The organism is Pseudomonas sp. GW823-FHT01D03, from assembly GCF_058798255.1.
Genome location: NZ_JBXAKK010000001.1, coordinates 5,594,283 through 5,612,638, shown reverse-complemented (window position 1 = coordinate 5,612,638; position 18,356 = coordinate 5,594,283). Strand labels below are relative to the sequence as shown.

Sequence of the window (18,356 nt, the reverse complement as noted above, 5' to 3'; positions counted from 1 at the left end):
CTGTGGGAGCGGGCTTGCTCGCGAAGGGGCCGGAACTGCTGAGCAAGGATTACTCGCTGAAACTCATCCCGTGCTTTTCCTTGGTGGTTTTCACCGCCTCCAGCACCGCCAGCAGGCAGTCATCACGATAGCGCTCCAGCGCCGAAATGCTGTGGCGGCCGAGCTGATCACTGGTGCCATCGACCACATCGTCGATCAGCTTGTCGGTCAATTCCGGCGCGGGCAGATAAGTCCACGGCAACTGCAGCGCCGGGCCGAACTGCGACATGAAGTGACGCATCCCCGCGTCACCGCCGGCCAGCGTATAGGTCAGGAACGTGCCCATGAACGACCAGCGCAACCCGGCGCCAAAACGGATTGCGTCGTCGATCTCGCCAGTGGTCGCCACCCCGTCATTGACCAGGTGCAGCGCCTCGCGCCACAGCGCTTCGAGCAGACGGTCAGCGATGAATCCCGGCACTTCCTTGCGCACATGCAACGGGCGCATGCCGAGGGATTCGTAGACTTTCATTGCCGCTTGCACAGCTTGCGGCGCAGTGTTCTTGCCGCCGACCACTTCCACCAGCGGCAGCAGGTAGACCGGGTTGAACGGGTGACCGACCACACAGCGTTCAGGGTGGGTCGAACTCTCGTAGAACTCGCTCGGCAACAGGCCGGAAGTGCTCGATCCGATCAAGGCATTGGGCTTGGCCGCTGCGCTGATTTTGCTGTGCAGCTCCAGTTTCAGCTCAAGGCGTTCCGGGGCGCTTTCCTGAATGAAGTCGGCATCGCGTACGCATTCCTCGATGGTCGCGACAAAATGCAGACGCTCCTGCGACGCGCCGGGCGCCAGACCGTTCTTCTCCAGCGCGCCCCAGGCATTGGCCACGCGTTTGCGCAGCGCGGCTTCAGCGCCGGGCGCCGGGTCCCAGGCCACCACGTCGAGGCCATGGGCGAGGGCACGCGCGACCCAGCCGCTGCCGATGACACCGCTGCCGAGGGCGGCGAAGGTTTTGATCTCGGTGATAAAGCTCATGGTGATTTCCTGAATTTGGCACAAAAAACTGTGGGAGCGGGCTTGCTCGCGAAGAGGCCGGTACATCCGACGCATCTTTATGGGCAGAGCCAGCGCCTTCGCGAGCAAGCCCGCTCCCACAGGGGGAAATGAGTGCTGGGTCAGCCGCGCTGGGTCAGGCCCATCTTTTTGCGCCCCTCAGCCGGGGTCAGCACGCGGGCGCCGAGGCGGCTGAGGATCTCGCTGGCGCGTTCGACCAGTTGGCCGTTGGTGGCCAGCACGCCCTTGTCCAGCCACAGGTTGTCTTCCAGACCAACCCGCACGTTGCCGCCGAGCAGCACCGCTTGCGCGGCCATCGGCATCTGCATGCGGCCGATGCCGAACCCGGCCCACACCGCATCGGCGGGCAGGTTGTCGACCATGGCTTTCATGGTGGTGGTGTCGGCCGGCGCGCCCCACGGGATGCCCAGGCACAGCTGGAACAGCGGGTTGTCGAGCAAACCTTCCTTGATCATCTGCTTGGCAAACCACAGGTGGCCGGTGTCGAAAATCTCCAGTTCGGCCTTCACCCCCAGCTCGGTGATGCGCTTGGCGCCGGCGCGCAGTTGCGCCGGGGTCGAGACGTAAATGGTGTCGCCGTCGCCGAAGTTCAGCGTGCCGCAATCGAGGGTGCAGATTTCCGGCAGCAGTTCTTCAACGTGGGCCAGACGGGTCAGCGGGCCGACCAGATCGGTGTTCGGGCCGAACTCCATCGGGTGCTCGCCAGCGCCGATTTCCAGGTCGCCACCCATGCCGGCGGTGAGGTTGACGATGATGTCGACGTCCGCCTCGCGGATGCGCTCCATCACTTCGCGGTACAGCGCCACGTCACGGCTGAATTTTCCGGTCTGCGGATCGCGCACATGGCAATGCACGACGGTGGCGCCAGCCTTGGCCGCTTCCACCGCAGCCGCTGCAATCTGTTTCGGGGTGACCGGCACGTGGGGGCTCTTGGCGGTCGTGTCGCCAGCACCGGTAAGTGCGCAGGTGATGATGACGTCATGGTTCATGGTGCGGTTTCCTTCAGGCGTGATGGGTCTGTTCGCAGCCCTTTCTCGGGCTGCGAAGCGTCGGTCAGTCCCCTCTCCCTGGGGAGAGGGTTAGGGTGAGGGGCTTTTCAAACGGGGGTTATTTACTGGTCAGTTGCAGGTTTTCAGCGGCCGGTTTGCCGTCGAAAGTGGTCACACCGTCAAGCCAGCGCTGTTTGTCTTCGGGGTGATCCTTGAGCCACTGTTTGGCGGATTCGAAGGCGTCCTTGTGATCGAGCAGCGGTTGCATCATCCGGCTCTCGTCTTCGGCGGTGAACGTCAGGTTGCTCAGCAGGCGGCCGACGTTCGGGCACTGTTCGGCGTATTTCGGCGCGGTGACGGTCCATACCGTGGCCATGCCTTCGTTCGGGCCAAGGGCGTCTTCGCTGCCGGTGAGGTAAGTCATCTTGACGTTGACGTTCATCGGGTGCGGCGCCCAGCCGAAGAACACCACGGCCTCTTTGCGGCGCACGGCGCGATCGACGGCGGCGAGCATTCCGGCTTCGCTGGACTCGACCAACTGGAACTTGCCGAGGCCGAACTGATTCTTGGCGATCATCGCCTTGATCTGCGTGTTGGCGCCCGAACCCGGTTCGATCCCGTAGATCTTGCCGCCCAGTTCCTTTTCGAACTTGGCAATGTCGGCGAAGGTTTTCAGGCCCTTGTCCGCCAGATAGGTCGGCACGGCGAGGGTCGCGCGGGCATCCTTCAGGTTCGGTGCTTCCAGGACTTTGACCTGGTTGGCGTCGACGAACGGGGTGATGGTCTGGGTCATCAGCGGGTTCCAGTAGCCGAGGAACAGGTCCAGCCGCTGATCGCGAATCCCGGCGAAGATGATCTGCTGGGACGCACTGGTCTGTTTGGTGCTGTAGCCGAGGCCGTCGAGCAGGACCTGGGTCATGGCACTGGTGGCGATGACGTCGGTCCAGTTGACGACGCCCATGCGCACGTTCTGGCACGAGGCGGGTTCGGCCGCCATGACGCTGGCGTTCAAGAAAGCGGTACCGCTGAGTGCAAGAACACAGCTGCTGATCAGTCGTTTCATGTCGGGTTCCTCGGCAGGTCGTTTATTGTGAGTTCCGGCATCTGGCGTGCCGGTGATGCAAAGTTACGCAGCTGTAGGCCTTTGAAAGCGCACTGCGGCGACTGGCTCTTGCACTGTAGCGACCTGTGCGCTTGAACGCTGACGACAATCGGCGTATCAACGATCCACGCTACCCGCTAACCGAGTGCGCACATGTCCCAGGATTTCTACTTTCTGCTGATGCCGGGGTTCTCCGCCATCGGCTTTATCTCCGCGATCGAACCGCTGCGGGTAGCCAACCGTTTTCGTGGCGAGCTGTACCGCTGGCACGTGCTCAGCGCCGATGGCGGGGCGGTGCTGGCGAGCAATGGCATGTCGGTCAACGCCGACGCGGCGCTGGAACCGCTGAAGAAAGGTGCGACGCTGTTGGTGGTGGCCGGATTCGAACCGCTGAAGTTCGCCACACCAACCCTTGAGCACTGGCTGCGCCGGCTGGACAACGAAGGCGTGACCCTCGGCGCTATCGACACCGGCAGCTTCGTCCTCGCCGAAGCCGGCCTGCTCGACGGCCATCGCCTGACCCTGCACTGGGAAGCTATCGATGCGTTCAAGGAATCTTATCCACAGCTCAGCGTGACCCAGGAATTGTTCGAAATCGATCGGCGGCGCATCACCTCGGCGGGCGGCACGGCGTCCATCGACTTGATGCTCGATCTGATCGCCCAGGCCCACGGCCCGCAACTGGCAATCCAGGTCAGCGAGCAGTTCGTGCTGGGGCGGATCCGCCCACGAAAGGACCACCAGCGCATGGAAGTCGCCACGCGCTACGGCATCAGCAACAAGAAGCTGGTGCAGGTGATTGGCGAGATGGAACAACACAGCGAACCACCGCTGACCACGCTGCAACTGGCGGAATCGATCAAGGTGACGCGGCGGCAACTGGAGCGCCTGTTTCGGCTGCATCTGAACGATACGCCGAGCAATTTCTATCTGCGCCTGCGATTGGAAAAAGCCCGGCAGCTGTTGCGCCAGACCGATATGAGCGTGCTCGAAGTCAGCATCGCTTGCGGGTTTGAATCGCCGTCGTATTTCACAAGAAGTTACCGAGCAAAATTCGCCCGCTGCCCCCGCGAAGACCGCCGTACCGCCCAAGCTTGAATGGATGCATGCAAAACCAATGTGGGAGCGGGCTTGCTCGCGAAAGCGGAGTGTCAGTCGAAACATGAGTTGACTGATCCACCGCATTCGCGAGCAAGCCCGCTCCCACATTTTTGATCTTCAGTGTCTGAAGAAAAGGTTACTTCTTCACCAACGCCGAACACGCCGCCTTGTAAGCCTCATGCTGATACTTGTTCAACGTCCCCGGCAGCTCGAAATTGTGCTTCTTGGCTTGGGCATTGATCGTCTGCGGCGACAACAGCGTCACCTCGCACCCGTCCAGCAACTGAAACACCCCCTCGATCTTGAACGTGGTCGGCCCACCGGCAAACTCACCCTTCTTGCTGCGCTTCTTGATCGCAATCCGGTCAATCGAATGCTCGCGGACAAACGAAGCGACCTGCGCCGCGAAGCGTTTGACGTTGGCCGCCTCGTCATCATCGTCGAGGGCAATTTTCTTGGTGTTGAGCGCCACATGGCTCAGCGTTGTCCCGTCGAGGGAGGCCACGGCGATGATCGCTTCGCTGCCTTTGATTTCGATGCCGCAGATGTTCATGGGAATTCCTTTGAATGAAGAGGGCAGCCTACAACTCAAGCTGATTGGCCGTGATGCCGAACGCCGCTGCAATTTTCTCGCGGGTTGCCTTGCGTGGCTTCGCTACCGTTTCCTGTTGAGCGAACGCCGGCTGGGAAATTCCCAGACGTTTCGCCACTTCTTCCTGAGTCAGGTTCAGGTGTTCGCGCCAGGCACGGATTGGTGTCGCCCCGTCGACCATGCGACTGACCACCTCATGAGGGATCAGATCGGGCTGCAATTTCTGCGCAACGTATTGAGCGTAGGGAATGACTACGAAGGCCGGGTTGCCTTCGGCATCGTTGATGATTTGGATGTCGACAGATTGAGTCATGGCTCTGGAAATATAAGTCTTTTATAAGATTTTCGAATCTTTACTTATATTTTCCAGTCGGCCAATCAACAACGTTTGTCGGCATGTTGCCGAACTTCCCGAATCACTCCTGCCCAATCGACTCCAAAAACTCCGACCGTTCGTCACTCATCCGCGCCACACAGTCATTCTGCGCAATCTTGAATGCCTTGCTGCCTTCGGTGGCGGGGAAGGCTTCCACGGCGCAATCGGCGTCGCGGGTTTTCAGCCATTGTTGTTGGGCGGTTTTCAATTTGGCGGTGATGTCGGCCAGTTGCGCGGCGTTTTTGCCGTAGGTGGCCTGCATGCGTTCGTTGAGGCTGGTGTAGTTGTCCTTGAGCAGGTCTTCGGCGGTGCTGCGGCTGTAGGTCGAGCATTCCAGGGTCTGGACGTCGTTTTCCACCGCGTCGCACGGGTTGTTGTCGGTCTCTTCGGCGGCGTGTACGCCGGTCGCCATCAGTGCCAAGGCCAGGAAGATCGATTTCATGGTTGTCGCCGCTCTAATCCAGTGATGTATGCAAGATGCGCCAGATTCTGGCTCAAGCGTGCGGGCTTGAACAGGTAGCTGATCGGAGCGCCTGATGACCCTTTGTCGCGGATTGACGCTTTCGGCAATTCCCCTGTCGTTTTTGCACCCGGTCGCCCCGGCACCGAGGCATATGCTGGCCCCAAAGCGCCGGCAGACGATTCGGCGCATGAATCGCCAATAAGGGGACGCCTGATGAGCCCAGCCGAATTACACGCCGACAGCATCGTTATCGACGGTCTGATCATTGCCAAATGGAACCGCGAGCTGTTCGAAGACATGCGCAAGGGCGGTCTGACGGCGGCCAACTGCACTGTGTCGGTGTGGGAAGGCTTTCAGGCGACTGTGAACAATATCGCCGCCAGCCAGAAGCTGATCCGCGAAAACAGCGACCTGGTGATGCCGGTGCGCACCACCGCCGACATTCGTCGCGCCAAGGAGCAGGGCAAGACCGGCATCCTCTTCGGCTTCCAGAATGCCCACGCGTTCGAAGACCAGATCGGCTATGTCGAGGTGTTCAAGCAGCTTGGCGTCGGCATCGTGCAGATGTGCTACAACACCCAGAACCTGGTCGGCACCGGTTGCTACGAGCGTGACGGCGGCCTGTCGGGCTTCGGTCGGGAAATCGTCGCCGAGATGAACCGCGTCGGCGTCATGTGCGACCTGTCCCATGTCGGCTCCAAGACTTCCGAAGAAGTCATCCTCGAATCGAAAAAACCGGTCTGCTATTCCCACTGCCTGCCGTCGGGTCTGAAAGAGCACCCACGCAACAAGTCCGATGAAGAACTGAAGTTCATTGCCGACCATGGCGGTTTTGTCGGCGTGACCATGTTCGCGCCGTTCCTCGCCAAAGGCATCGATTCGACCATCGACGATTACGCCGAAGCCATCGAATACACCATGAACATCGTCGGCGAAGACGCCATCGGCATCGGCACCGACTTCACCCAGGGTCACGGCCAGGATTTCTTCGAATACCTGACCCACGACAAGGGCTACGCCCGTCGTCTGACCAGCTTCGGCAAGATCATCAACCCGCTGGGCATCCGCACCGTCGGCGAGTTCCCGAACCTGACCGAAACCCTGCTCAAGCGCGGCCACTCAGAGCGAGTGGTGCGCAAGATCATGGGCGAGAACTGGGTCAACGTCCTGAAAGACGTCTGGGGCGAGTAACGCTTACTCAAGACCGCCGCCGATCTGCCCCCTCTCCCTCGGGGAGAGGGCTGGGGTGAGGGCTGCGGCCAACACTGAATCTAAATTTTTCTGGAGTTAAGTTTCCATGGCCAAGATCGCCCCGCAATTGCCAATCGAAGTCGACAGCGAGACCGGTGTCTGGACCTCCGACGCCCTGCCGATGCTCTACGTGCCACGTCACTTCTTCGTCAACAACCACATGGGTATCGAGGAAGTGCTGGGCGCCGACGCCTATGCCGAAATCCTCTACAAGGCCGGCTACAAGTCCGCCTGGCACTGGTGTGAAAAAGAAGCCGAATGTCACGGCCTGGAAGGCGTCGCGGTGTTCGAACACTACATGAAGCGCCTGTCGCAACGCGGCTGGGGCCTGTTCAAGATTCAGGACATCGACCTCGACAAAGGCACCGCCAGCGTCAAGCTCGAACACTCCGCGTTCGTCTACGTCTACGGCAAGGTCGGGCGCAAGGTTGACTACATGTTCACCGGCTGGTTTGCCGGCGCCATGGACCAGATCCTCGCCGCTCGCGGCAGCAAGATTCGTACGGTTGCCGAGCAAGTCTACGGTGGCTCCGAAGAAGGCCACGACGACGGCCTGTTCACCGTCAAGCCGTTGTAAGTCGAGGAACCCGCCATGGCTTTCGAAGCAATGTTCCAGCCGATCCAGATCGGCAAACTGACCATCCGCAACCGCGTGCTCAGCACCGCGCACGCTGAGGTCTACGCGACTGACGGTGGCATGACCACCGAGCGCTACGTCAAATACTACGAAGAGAAAGCCAAGGGCGGCATTGGCCTGGCGATCTGCGGCGGTTCGTCGGTGGTCGCCATCGACAGTCCGCAGCAATGGTGGAGTTCGGTCAACCTGTCCACCGACCGGATCATTCCGCACTTCCAGAATCTGGCCGACGCCATGCACAAGCATGGCGCCAAGATCATGATCCAGATTACCCACATGGGCCGTCGCTCACGTTGGGATGGTTTCCACTGGCCGACCCTGATGTCGCCGTCGGGTATCCGTGAACCCGTGCACCGTGCGACCTGCAAGACCATCGAACCGGAAGAGATCTGGCGAGTGATCGGCAACTACGCGCAAGCCGCGCGCCGCGCCAAGGCCGGTGGTCTGGACGGCGTCGAGCTGTCGGCCGTGCACCAGCACATGATCGACCAGTTCTGGAGCCCGCGCGTCAACAAGCGTACCGATGAATGGGGTGGCAGCTTCGAAGGCCGGATGAAGTTTGGCCTGGAAGTACTGAAAGCCGTGCGTGCCGAGGTCGGCGACGACTTCTGCGTGGGCATGCGTATCTGCGGTGACGAGTTCCACCCGGATGGTCTGTCGCACGAGGACATGAAGCAGATCGCCAAGTATTACGACGACACCGGCATGCTCGATTTCATCGGCGTCGTCGGCTCGGGTTGCGACACCCATAACACCCTGGCCAACGTGATTCCGAACATGAGCTATCCGCCGGAGCCGTTCCTGCACCTGGCGGCCGGAATCAAGGAAGTGGTCAAGGTTCCGGTGCTGCACGCACAGAACATCAAAGACCCGAACCAGGCCACGCGCATCCTTGAAGGCGGTTATGTCGACATGGTCGGCATGACCCGCGCGCACATCGCCGACCCGCACCTGATTGCCAAGATCAAGATGGGCCAGATCGACCAGATCAAACAGTGCGTCGGCGCCAACTACTGCATCGATCGTCAGTATCAAGGTCTGGACGTGCTGTGCATCCAGAACGCCGCGACCTCCCGTGAATACATGGGCGTGCCGCACATCATCGAGAAGTCCACAGGCGTCAAACGCAAAGTGGTGATCGTTGGTGCCGGCCCGGCCGGGATGGAAGCAGCACGCGTCTCTGCCGAGCGTGGCCACGACGTGACCCTGTTCGAGAAGAAAGAATTCATCGGCGGGCAGATCACTACCGCGTCGAAAGCGCCGCAACGTGACCAGATCGCCGGCATCACCCGCTGGTTCCAGCTGGAGCTGGCGCGGCTGAAAGTCGACCTGCGTCTGGGCACTGCGGCCGATGCGGCAACCATTATGGATCTGCGTCCGGACGTGGTGGTGCTGGCAGTCGGTGGGCATCCATTCCTTGAGCAGAACGAACACTGGGGCGCTGCCGAAGGGCTGGTGGTCAGCAGCTGGGACGTGCTCGACGGCAAGGTTGCGCCGGGCAAGAACGTGCTGGTCTACGACACCATCTGCGAGTTCACCGGGATGTCGGTCGCCGACTTCCTCGCCGACAAGGGCAGCCAGGTCGAGATCGTCACCGACGACATCAAACCGGGCGTGGCCATTGGTGGGACGTCGTTCCCGACCTACTACCGCAGCATGTACCCGAAAGAAGTGATCATGACCGGCGACATGATGCTGGAGAAGGTCTACCGCGAAGGCGACAAGCTGGTGGCGGTGCTGGAGAACGAATACACCGGCGCCAAAGAGGAGCGGGTGGTCGATCAGGTGGTGGTGGAGAACGGCGTGCGTCCGGACGAGGAAATCTACTACGCGCTCAAAGAGGGTTCGCGCAACAAGGGTCAGATCGACGTCGAAGCGTTGTTCGCGATCCAGCCGCAGCCATCGTTGAGCAGCACCGGTGACGGCTACTTGCTGTTCCGCATCGGCGACTGCGTGGCGCAGCGTAATACCCACGCCGCCATCTACGACGCCCTGCGGTTGTGCAAGGATTTCTAACGGCATCACCACCATCACCTGTGGCGAGGGAGCTTGCTCCCGCTGGGCTGCGAAGCGGCCCCAAAAAACTGTAGTCGCGGTGTATCAGGAATATACCGGCGACTGTATTGGGAGCGCTGCGCACTCCAGCGGGAGCAAGCTCCCTCGCCACAGGTAGGTGTGTTGCTCTTGCCAGCGCACAAATGACCCCGAGGTCTTTGGGAGCTTCACCATGTTGAACACCCTTCTTCCAATCCTGTTGTTCGCAGCCCTGGCCCTTGCGGTGCTGGGCGCGTTGCGGCGGGTGACCATGTGGCGTCGGGGCCGGGCCTCGAAGGTCGATCTGCTCGGCGGCCTGTTCGCCATGCCCAAGCGTTACATGGTCGACTTGCACCACGTGGTGGCGCGGGACAAATACATCGCCAACACCCACGTCGCCACGGCGGGCGGTGCGGTGGCGTCGATCGTGCTGGCGATTCTGGTGCACGGTTTCGGCCTGCATAACCGCATCCTCGGTTATGCGCTGCTGTTGATGACGGCGGTGATGTTCGTCGGTGCGCTCTTCGTTTATCGGCGCCGGCTCAATCCGCCGGCACGGTTGTCGAAAGGCCCGTGGATGCGCCTGCCGAAAAGCCTGCTGGCGTTCTCGGCCTCGTTCTTTCTGGTGACCCTGCCGGTGGCCGGGATCCTCCCGGAGAACTTCGGCGGCTGGCTGCTGGCAGCGATTCTCGGGCTCGGCGTGCTGTGGGGCGTGTCGGAGTTGTTCTTCGGCATGACCTGGGGCGGGCCGATGAAACACGCCTTCGCCGGTGCCCTGCACCTGGCCTGGCACCGCCGCGCCGAGCGCTTTGGCGGCGGTCGTTCCACCGGTTTGAAACCGCTGGATCTGAATGATCCAAGCGCGCCGCTCGGCGTGGAAAAGCCCAAGGATTTCACCTGGAACCAGTTGCTCGGTTTTGACGCCTGCGTGCAGTGCGGCAAGTGCGAAGCCGCCTGCCCGGCGTTCGCTGCCGGCCAGCCGCTGAACCCGAAAAAACTGATTCAGGACATGGTCGTCGGCCTGGCTGGCGGCACTGACGCGAAGTTCGCTGGCAGTCCGTACCCCGGCAAGCCAATTGGTGAGCACAGCGGCAATCCGCACCAGCCGATCGTCAACGGTCTGGTCGATGCCGAAACCCTGTGGTCGTGCACCACCTGCCGCGCCTGCGTCGAGGAGTGCCCGATGATGATCGAGCACGTCGACGCCATCGTCGACATGCGCCGCCACCTGACGCTGGAAAAAGGCGCGACCCCGAACAAGGGCGCCGAAGTCCTGGAAAACCTGATCGCCACTGACAACCCCGGCGGTTTCGCTCCGGGCGGGCGGATGAACTGGGCGGCGGATCTGAACCTCAATCTGCTTAGCGAAAAGAAATCCACCGACGTGCTGTTCTGGGTCGGCGACGGCGCCTTCGACATGCGCAACCAGCGCACCCTGCGCGCGTTTGTCAAAGTGCTGAAAGCGGCGAAAATCGACTTCGCCGTACTCGGTCTCGAAGAGCGTGACAGCGGCGACGTAGCACGGCGTCTCGGTGACGAAGCGACGTTCCAGTTGCTCGCCAAACGCAATATCCAGACCCTGGCCAAATACAGCTTCAACCGCATCGTCACCTGCGATCCGCACAGTTTTCATGTGTTGAAAAACGAGTACGGCGCGTTCGACGGCAACTACCTGGTGCAGCACCACAGCACCTACCTGGCGGAAATCATTCAGGCCGGTGCGCTGAACCTTGGTCAGCACAAAGGCAACAGCGTGACCTACCACGACCCGTGCTACCTCGGTCGCTACAACGGCGAGTACGAGGCGCCGCGCGAAGTGCTGCGCGCCCTCGGCATCGAGGTCAAAGAGATGCAACGTTCCGGCTTCCGCTCGCGCTGCTGCGGCGGCGGTGGCGGGGCGCCGATCACCGACATTCCGGGCAAGCAGCGGATTCCCGACATGCGCATGGACGACATCCGCGAGACCGGCGCCGAGCTGGTGGCGGTGGGTTGTCCACAATGCACTGCGATGCTCGAGGGCGTGGTCGAACCGCGCCCGCTGATCAAGGACATCGCCGAACTGGTGGCCGATGCGCTGCTCGAAGATGCCGCGCCGAACAAGCCTGCCACCCCGGCCAAACGTGAACCTGCGGAGGCCCACTGATGAGCGACATTATCCGCCGCGACCCACGCGCCGAATGGATCGCACGCAACCGCCTGCACCCGCTGCACGCGGCCATGCAACCGGCGCAACACAGCTGGATGGGCCCCAATGGCGTCATCCGCAAGAACCTGCACGGCATCGGATTCATCGGCCCCAACGGCATCAAGCGTATCGATCGCAGCGGCGCGCAACAGGGCGGGGCGGTCAAACGTTCGGCCACGGTTGAAGTGCAGTTGCCGCTGCATCAGGTGCCAGCCCCGGCGTTCTACATCAGCGTGGTGCCGGACATGGTCGGCGGCCGCCTGAGCAGCCACGACCGCGACTTGCTCGGCCTGGCTCATCAACTGGCCGGCAACGACGGCGCGGTGCTGGCGGTGGTGTTTGGCGAGCACAAAGAGAACGCCTTCGCCACGGCCGGCGTCGATCGCTTGCTGGTACTGGAGGGCGACCAATTCAGCGGTTATGCACCGGAGCAACGGGTGCAGGGCCTGCGGGCTGTGGATAACCAGTTCAATCCGCGCCACTGGCTGCTGCCGGACAGCCGCAGCGGTGGCGGCGAACTCGGTCGGCGTTTTGCCGCGGCACTGGGCGAACGGCCGGCAACGCGAGTCTGGCAGGTCAAGGATCAGGAATGCATCGGTCGCGCTGGCGCGGGCCTGCAAGACCTGGCGCGACCGGTCGCACGTTTGATTCTGGCCGCAGCCGAATGCGCGGAACCGGTCAGCGAAACCCGTCATGAGGCACTGCCGGTGGAGTTATCCACAACGGTGGCGCGCAGCCTGTCGCGGATCGAGGATCTTGGTGCGGTGGCGGTGGATCCGGCGGCGATTCCGATGGCCGAAGCCGAGTTCATTTTCTCCGGCGGCAACGGGGTCAAGGACTGGGCGCTGTTCCACCAGACCGCTGCGGCGCTCGGCGCCACCGAAGGCGCCTCGCGGGTGGCGGTGGACGACGGCTTCATGGCCCGTGATCGGCAGGTCGGCGCGTCCGGCACTTGGGTCACCGCGCGGGTTTACGTGGCTGTGGGTATCTCCGGGGCGATCCAGCACCTGCAAGGCATCGGTGCCTGCGACAAGGTGGTGGCGATCAACCTCGACCCCGGTTGCGACATGATCAAACGCGCCGATCTTTCGGTGATTGGCGAGAGCGCGGAAATTCTTCAGGCGTTGATCGCGGCGGTAGCGGCTTACCGCAACGAAGCCAAGCGCGATGCGGCTTAAGGAAGGGGTTATGAGCACAAAGATCATCAGTCTGGTTTCCATCGGTGCCCACCCGACGTCGGGCCGGCCACGTCGCGCCGAACAGGACGCGCGCGCCGTGGAACTGGGCCTGCAACTGGCTGGGGATAACCTGCAAGTGCTGCACGCCGGGGACGTTGCGGAACCGGCGCTGCGCGCCTATCTGGGCATGGGCCTGGAACAGCTGCATGTGCTGGAGCAACCCGCTGGCGCCGACGCCTTGCCGGCGCTGACCGCGTATCTGCGTGATGCCGGCGCCCAAGTGGTGCTGACCGGAAGCCAGGCGGAAACCGGCGAAGGCTCGGGCATGTTGCCGTTTTTGCTGGCCGAAGGGCTGGGCTGGCCGCTGGTGGTGGGACTGGCGCAGGTCGAGTCGATCACCGACGGTTCGGCGCTGGTGCTGCAAGCCTTGCCCCGTGGGCAGCGGCGCCGGTTGAAAGTGAAGCTGCCGTTTCTGGCGACTGTGGATAACGCCGCGCCGAAACCTCGGCAGAGTGCCTATGGACCGGCGCGACGCGGAGTTTTGCAGGCTGAAGACATCGAAGTGGTGGACGATGAGTTGCTCGCGATTGCCACCTTGCAACCGGCCAAGCCACGGCCGAAACGCTTGAAGGTGATCAAGGCCAAGAGCGGTGCGGACCGGATGAAAGCGGCTACGGCCAAGGCCAGCGGTGGTGGTGGACAAGTGCTCAAGGGCGTCACCGCGCAGGCCGGGGCGGAAGCGATCCTCAAACTCCTGATCGAAGAAGGCGTCGTTCGCTAGCCACGATCCTTCAGACAGTGAACACCCCCTGTGGGAGCGGGCTTGCTCGTGAAAGCGTCGTTTCAGCTGCATCAAAGTTGAATGACCCACCGCTTTCGCGAGCAAGCCCGCTCCCACATTGGTTAAGGGGGCAGCAGATCTCCGTGTGTTTACCCACAATCCCTGTTGGCGGATCTGTGGATAACGTGTTCGCCCATCCCTGCACCCCACGCCAATCAAGCCATCCAGGCCTCAGCTCAAAAAACAACCAGCCTAAGTCACGGTTTTTCCGGGCTTTTTTTCCTGCATAACGCCAAGAGTTGCCCCCAATCTCTGTTGGCGCTTCTGTGGACAAGATGTTCGCTGTCCGCTGCAAGCCATATAAAACGTGGCCTGTAGAAAATTGATCAATAAGTGATCGATTAAGCTTTTAAAGCTGATAATCCCCGTGTAAACCGCGATTTCACACAGCCCTCAGTGCTTTTCCACAGCCGCCGCAAAGTTACCCCCGATCTCTGTTGGCGCTTCTGTGGATAACGTGTTCGCCATCCTCTACAACCCATATGAAACGTGACTTGTAGAGGTTTGATCAAAAAACAGTCAATCCCTCCTGCAAACCATCTTTCTGGATAAGTCACGATTTTTCTTCACAAATCAGCCAGTTATTTTTCCATTCATCCACAGTTACCCCCATTTGCTGTGCATGGCTATGTGGATAACTTGTTCGCTGAACTGCACGGGCCCCGGCCGGCTTAGTCCAAACCGCAATTGATCACATTTCATACAGTTCTAAGGCGTTGCCTTGACTTCGATTCCTGCGCTGTCTTCACTGCAATGGCACAAGGACAGCCGTCACTTATCCACATCAGGTTCTGGGAGAACGCATGATGGATAGCCGCCCACACCGCCATCCCCCCTCGCCACGCAAGCGCACGTTACGTCGTGCGGCCAATCAACGCGCTCGTCTGTAGCGACCTCCTGCTTTAACCGCTGTGCTGTCGCCGGGCTCGCCCCGGAGGCCAGGTGCCCGTTCGACCATTGATTGCAGGCAACCGCAGAGTTGCCCCATCTGCCTGAGAGAGGAATACCCTCATGACACGCATCGCAACGCCCATCAGCGAGATCAAGGAACACTACGACGTGATCGTCATCGGCTCCGGCTATGGCGGCGGCATTGCTGCGTCGCGCCTGTCCCGGGCCGGCAAGCAGGTGTGCCTGCTTGAACGCGGACGGGAAATCCAGCCCGGTGAATACCCCAACACCATGATCGCCGCGACCGAAGAGTTGCAGGTGCATGACCCGGACGGCCACATTGGCTCGCGCACCGGGCTGTTCGATCTGCACGTCAACGCCCAGCAGAACGTGGTGGTCGGCTGCGGCCTCGGCGGTACGTCGCTGATCAATGCCAACGTTTCCCTGGAGCCGGAACCCGGGGTGTTCGAGGATCCACGCTGGCCGCAGGCGGTACGCGATCATCGCGATACGCTGCTCAAGGACGGTTACGCCCGCGCGCGGGAAATGCTCAAGCCCAATCCGTACCCGAATACCGCGCCAAACCTGCCCAAGCTCGACGCCAACAAAAAATCGGCGGACTACCTCAAGCAAGGCGCGCATTTCTACAAGCCACCGATCAACGTCAACTTCGACAAACTGCCGAACAACCTCAACCACGTCGGCGTCGAACAACTGCCGTGCAACCAGTGCGGCGACTGTGTCTCGGGCTGTAACAACAAGGCCAAGAACACCACGCTGATGAACTATCTGCCGGACGCCTGGAACCACGGCGCGGAGATTTTCTGCCAGGCCGAAGTGCGGCATCTGGAGCGCGACGGCGATGGCTGGATCGTGCACTTCCAGTACCTGGACAGCGGCCGCGAGAAATTCGACGCGCCAACGCTGTTCGTGAAGGCCGATATCGTCGTGGTCTCCGCCGGCACCCTCGGCTCTACCGAAATTCTGCTGCGTTCGCGGGACAAGGGGCTGGTGATGTCCGGCCAGCTCGGCGAGAACATGAGCGGTAACGGTGACATCCTCGGTTTCGGCCACAACTGCGAGCAGACCATCAACGGCATCGGCTTCGGCGCGCATTCGGCCAAGGAGCTGCACCCGGTCGGCCCGTGCATCACCTCGATCATCGACATGCGCACCGAAGGTGACTGGCGCAGCCGTATGGTCATCGAGGAGGGCTCGATCCCCGGCGCCCTCGGCCGGCCGATGGTGCCGGCGATGGCCGGGTTCGCCGAAATGATCGGCGTGGCCACGGACGACAGTTTCAGCGGCAAGCTCGGCTATAAGGAGCGCGAGGCCGAAAGCTTCCTGCGCGGCCCCTATTACGGCGCGCTGCACAATATGCAGACCTACCTGATCATGAGCCACGACAGTGGCCAGGGCCGGATGATTCTCGACAACAAGGACCAGTTGCGCATCGACTGGCCGGGTGTCGGTGAGCAGGAAAACTTCAAGCTCGGCAACGAACGTTTGTACCAGAGCACCAAGGCACTGGGCGGGGTCTGGGTCGAGAATCCGATCTGGACCCAACTGCTCAAGCACAGCATCGTCTCGGTGCATCCGCTGGGCGGTTGCGTGATGGGCGAAGACGCGACGCAAGGCGTGGTCAATCACAAGGGCCAGGTGTTCAGCGGCGCGGCCGGCACCGATGTTTACCCCAGTCTGTACGTGACTGACGGCGCGGTGATTCCGACTTCGCTGGCGGTCAATCCGCTGCTGACCATCTCCGCCGTGAGCGAGCGCAACATGGGCCTGCTCGCCGCCGACCGCGGTTGGCAGATCGACTACACGTTGCCGTCGGCACCGCGCAAACAGGTAGCGCCGCCGACCCTCGGCGTGCAGTTCACCGAAACCATGAAAGGCTATTTCTCCCGGGCCTTCACTGCCGCGCAAAGCACCGATCTGAAAGTCTATGAAGCCGCGGCCAAACGCGGCGAGGCGGACAACTCGCCAATCGACTTCACCCTGACCATCACTGCCAACGACCTGAACCGGATGATCAAGGAACCGGAGCACGCCGCGACCATTGTCGGTACGGTCAATGCCCCGGCGCTGTCGCCGCAACCGCTGACCGCCAGCAATGGCGTGTTCAACCTGTTCGAGCAATTCGAGCAGCAGGTCGACACGCGGCACATGAAATACGACATGAAACTGACCGCCGAGGATGGCAGCGACTATTTCTTCAGCGCCTTCAAAACCGTGCCGGAAGACAATGGCGTGTTGAATATCTGGCACGACACCAGCACCCTGTACGTGACGCTGTATCGCGGGCCGGACAAGTCGGGCGAGGTGATCGGCTCCGGGGTGATGCACATTCATCCAACCGATTTCGCCAAACAGATGACCACCATGAAAGTGCTCAACGCGCGTAACGAGCGCGAGCGCATCGAAGGCCTGGCGCGCTTCGGCAAGTTCTTCGCCGGGATTCTCTGGGAGAGTTACGGCGGGGTCTTCGCTGGCGATATCTACTTCAACCCCGACGCGCCGCCACGGCTGAAGCGGCCGCTGGATGCGCCGACCCCGGCGGTGCATTTCTTCCCCACCGAAGACGGCGTCGAGCTGCGCCTGACCCGATACCAGGCCGGCAGCAAAGGCCCGGTGATGCTGGTGCACGGCCTGGGCGTCGGCTCGAATATCTTTTCCACCGACACCATCCAGACCAACCTGCTGGAGTACCTGTGCAAGCACGACTATGACGTGTGGCTGCTGGATTTCCGCGTGAGCATTCTGCTGCCGGCGAGCAAGAAGGAGTGGAACGGCGACCAGATTGCCCAGTACGACTTCAAGGCTGCCATTGCGCAAATTCAGCAGGAGACGCAGGCCAGAGACGTGCAGTGCATGGTGCATTGCTACGGCGCGACGACATTCTTCATGTCGTTGCTGGCAGGGCTGCAGGGTGTGCGCTCGGTGGTCTGCTCGCAGATTGCCGCTGACACCGTGGTTGCCACGGCTACCGGGTTGAAGGCCGGTCTGCACTTGCCGGGCATGCTCGATGCCATCGGTATCAAATCGATGACGGCTTACGCTGACAGCAAGGAAAACTGGTTCAACCGCCTCTACGACAAGGCCCTCAACGGTTACGCGCGGATTGAGGCGCAGGGTTATTGCACCAACCCGGTGTGCCATCGCATCACCTTCATGTACGCCTCGCTGTACCGCCACGACACGCTCAACGAAACCTTGCACGACAATCTGCACGAGCTGTTCGGCGAGTCGAATATCGAGACCTTCGAGCACCTGGCGCTGATCGTGCGCAAAGGGCACTTGGTGGATTTCAAGGGCAACGATGTGTACATGCCGCACTTCGACCGGCTGACGATGCCGATCTGCTTTATCAGTGGCGCGGACAACCAGTGTTACCTGCCGGAAAGCACACTCAAGACCTACCAGCGAGTCTGCGAAGTCAACGGGCCGGAGCGCTACAGCCGGCATGTGGTGCCGGGCTATGGCCACATCGACTGCATGTTCGGCAAGAACGCGGTGGTGGATGTGTATCCGCTCATCCTTGAGCACCTGGAGAAAACTGCCCTCGGCTGATGAGGTTTTCCTGTGGCGAGGGAGCTTGCTCCCGCTGGGCTGCGAAGCGGCCCCAAAACCTGAGAGTGCGGTTTTCCTGAACCACCGCA

General features: G+C 61.4%; 14 protein-coding genes. 8 read left to right on the top strand and 6 right to left on the bottom strand.

Annotated features, from left to right (window positions below; all coding sequences use genetic code 11):
* Window positions 1–49 precede the first annotated feature (49 nt).
* From AC1RBR_RS24920 to AC1RBR_RS24910, 3 genes are all read right to left on the bottom strand, one after another.
* A complete protein-coding gene (locus AC1RBR_RS24920; RefSeq protein ID WP_492566992.1) occupies window positions 50–1,015 on the bottom strand; it encodes an L-carnitine dehydrogenase in 966 nt (321 codons plus the stop codon).
* Window positions 1,016–1,155: 140 nt separating this feature from the next.
* Window positions 1,156–2,043, bottom strand: coding sequence for a 3-dehydrocarnitine:acetyl-CoA trimethylamine transferase CdhC (gene cdhC, locus AC1RBR_RS24915; RefSeq protein ID WP_086793588.1), 888 nt, complete (start codon window positions 2,041–2,043; stop codon window positions 1,156–1,158).
* Window positions 2,044–2,161: 118 nt separating this feature from the next.
* Window positions 2,162–3,106, bottom strand: coding sequence for a choline ABC transporter substrate-binding protein (locus tag AC1RBR_RS24910; protein WP_492566990.1), 945 nt, complete (start codon window positions 3,104–3,106; stop codon window positions 2,162–2,164).
* A 192-nt stretch (window positions 3,107–3,298) separates the two neighbouring features.
* Between AC1RBR_RS24910 and AC1RBR_RS24905 the strand changes: the two genes are divergently transcribed.
* A complete protein-coding gene (locus tag AC1RBR_RS24905; RefSeq protein ID WP_025108540.1) occupies window positions 3,299–4,243 on the top strand; it encodes a GlxA family transcriptional regulator in 945 nt (314 codons plus the stop codon).
* Between the two features lie 139 nt (window positions 4,244–4,382).
* On the opposite strand, the gene AC1RBR_RS24900 is transcribed toward AC1RBR_RS24905, so the two are convergent.
* The 3 genes from AC1RBR_RS24900 to AC1RBR_RS24890 form a co-directional block, all read right to left on the bottom strand.
* Window positions 4,383–4,799, bottom strand: coding sequence for a DUF3010 family protein (locus AC1RBR_RS24900; protein WP_095137473.1), 417 nt, complete (start codon window positions 4,797–4,799; stop codon window positions 4,383–4,385).
* Window positions 4,800–4,827: 28 nt separating this feature from the next.
* Window positions 4,828–5,151, bottom strand: coding sequence for a helix-turn-helix domain-containing protein (locus AC1RBR_RS24895; protein WP_047596501.1), 324 nt, complete (start codon window positions 5,149–5,151; stop codon window positions 4,828–4,830).
* Between the two features lie 103 nt (window positions 5,152–5,254).
* Complete coding sequence (locus tag AC1RBR_RS24890; protein ID WP_492566987.1) at window positions 5,255–5,656, bottom strand: lysozyme inhibitor LprI family protein; 402 nt, start codon at window positions 5,654–5,656, stop codon at window positions 5,255–5,257.
* A 234-nt stretch (window positions 5,657–5,890) separates the two neighbouring features.
* Here AC1RBR_RS24890 and AC1RBR_RS24885 point away from each other — a divergent pair, with 234 nt between their 5' ends.
* The 7 genes from AC1RBR_RS24885 to AC1RBR_RS24855 all read left to right on the top strand — a co-directional run bounded on the left by AC1RBR_RS24885 (window position 5,891) and on the right by AC1RBR_RS24855 (window position 18,267).
* Window positions 5,891–6,868 (top strand): dipeptidase, encoded by a 978-nt coding sequence (locus AC1RBR_RS24885; protein WP_027610650.1) that lies wholly within the window; start codon window positions 5,891–5,893, stop codon window positions 6,866–6,868.
* A 106-nt stretch (window positions 6,869–6,974) separates the two neighbouring features.
* Window positions 6,975–7,505, top strand: a complete 531-nt coding sequence (locus AC1RBR_RS24880; RefSeq protein ID WP_007926354.1) for a DUF5943 domain-containing protein — start codon at window positions 6,975–6,977, stop codon at window positions 7,503–7,505.
* Window positions 7,506–7,520: 15 nt separating this feature from the next.
* A complete protein-coding gene (dgcA, locus tag AC1RBR_RS24875; protein ID WP_047596497.1) occupies window positions 7,521–9,581 on the top strand; it encodes a dimethylglycine demethylation protein DgcA in 2,061 nt (686 codons plus the stop codon).
* Window positions 9,582–9,792: 211 nt separating this feature from the next.
* Entirely contained in the window at window positions 9,793–11,742 is a 1,950-nt protein-coding gene (dgcB, locus tag AC1RBR_RS24870) for a dimethylglycine demethylation protein DgcB (RefSeq protein WP_492566985.1), read from the top strand.
* A complete protein-coding gene (etfA, locus tag AC1RBR_RS24865) occupies window positions 11,742–12,962 on the top strand; it encodes an electron transfer flavoprotein subunit alpha (RefSeq protein ID WP_097089050.1) in 1,221 nt (406 codons plus the stop codon). Before dgcB ends, etfA begins: the two co-directional genes overlap by 1 nt.
* 10 nt (window positions 12,963–12,972) lie before the next feature.
* The gene (gene etfB, locus AC1RBR_RS24860) at window positions 12,973–13,743 is read left to right on the top strand and encodes an electron transfer flavoprotein subunit beta (protein WP_095137468.1); all 771 of its coding nucleotides are present in this window, start codon (window positions 12,973–12,975) and stop codon (window positions 13,741–13,743) included.
* 1,071 nt (window positions 13,744–14,814) lie between these two features.
* On the top strand, window positions 14,815–18,267 hold the full coding sequence (locus AC1RBR_RS24855) for a GMC family oxidoreductase N-terminal domain-containing protein (RefSeq protein WP_492566984.1): 3,453 nt from the start codon (window positions 14,815–14,817) through the stop codon (window positions 18,265–18,267).
* Window positions 18,268–18,356: the final 89 nt, after the last annotated feature.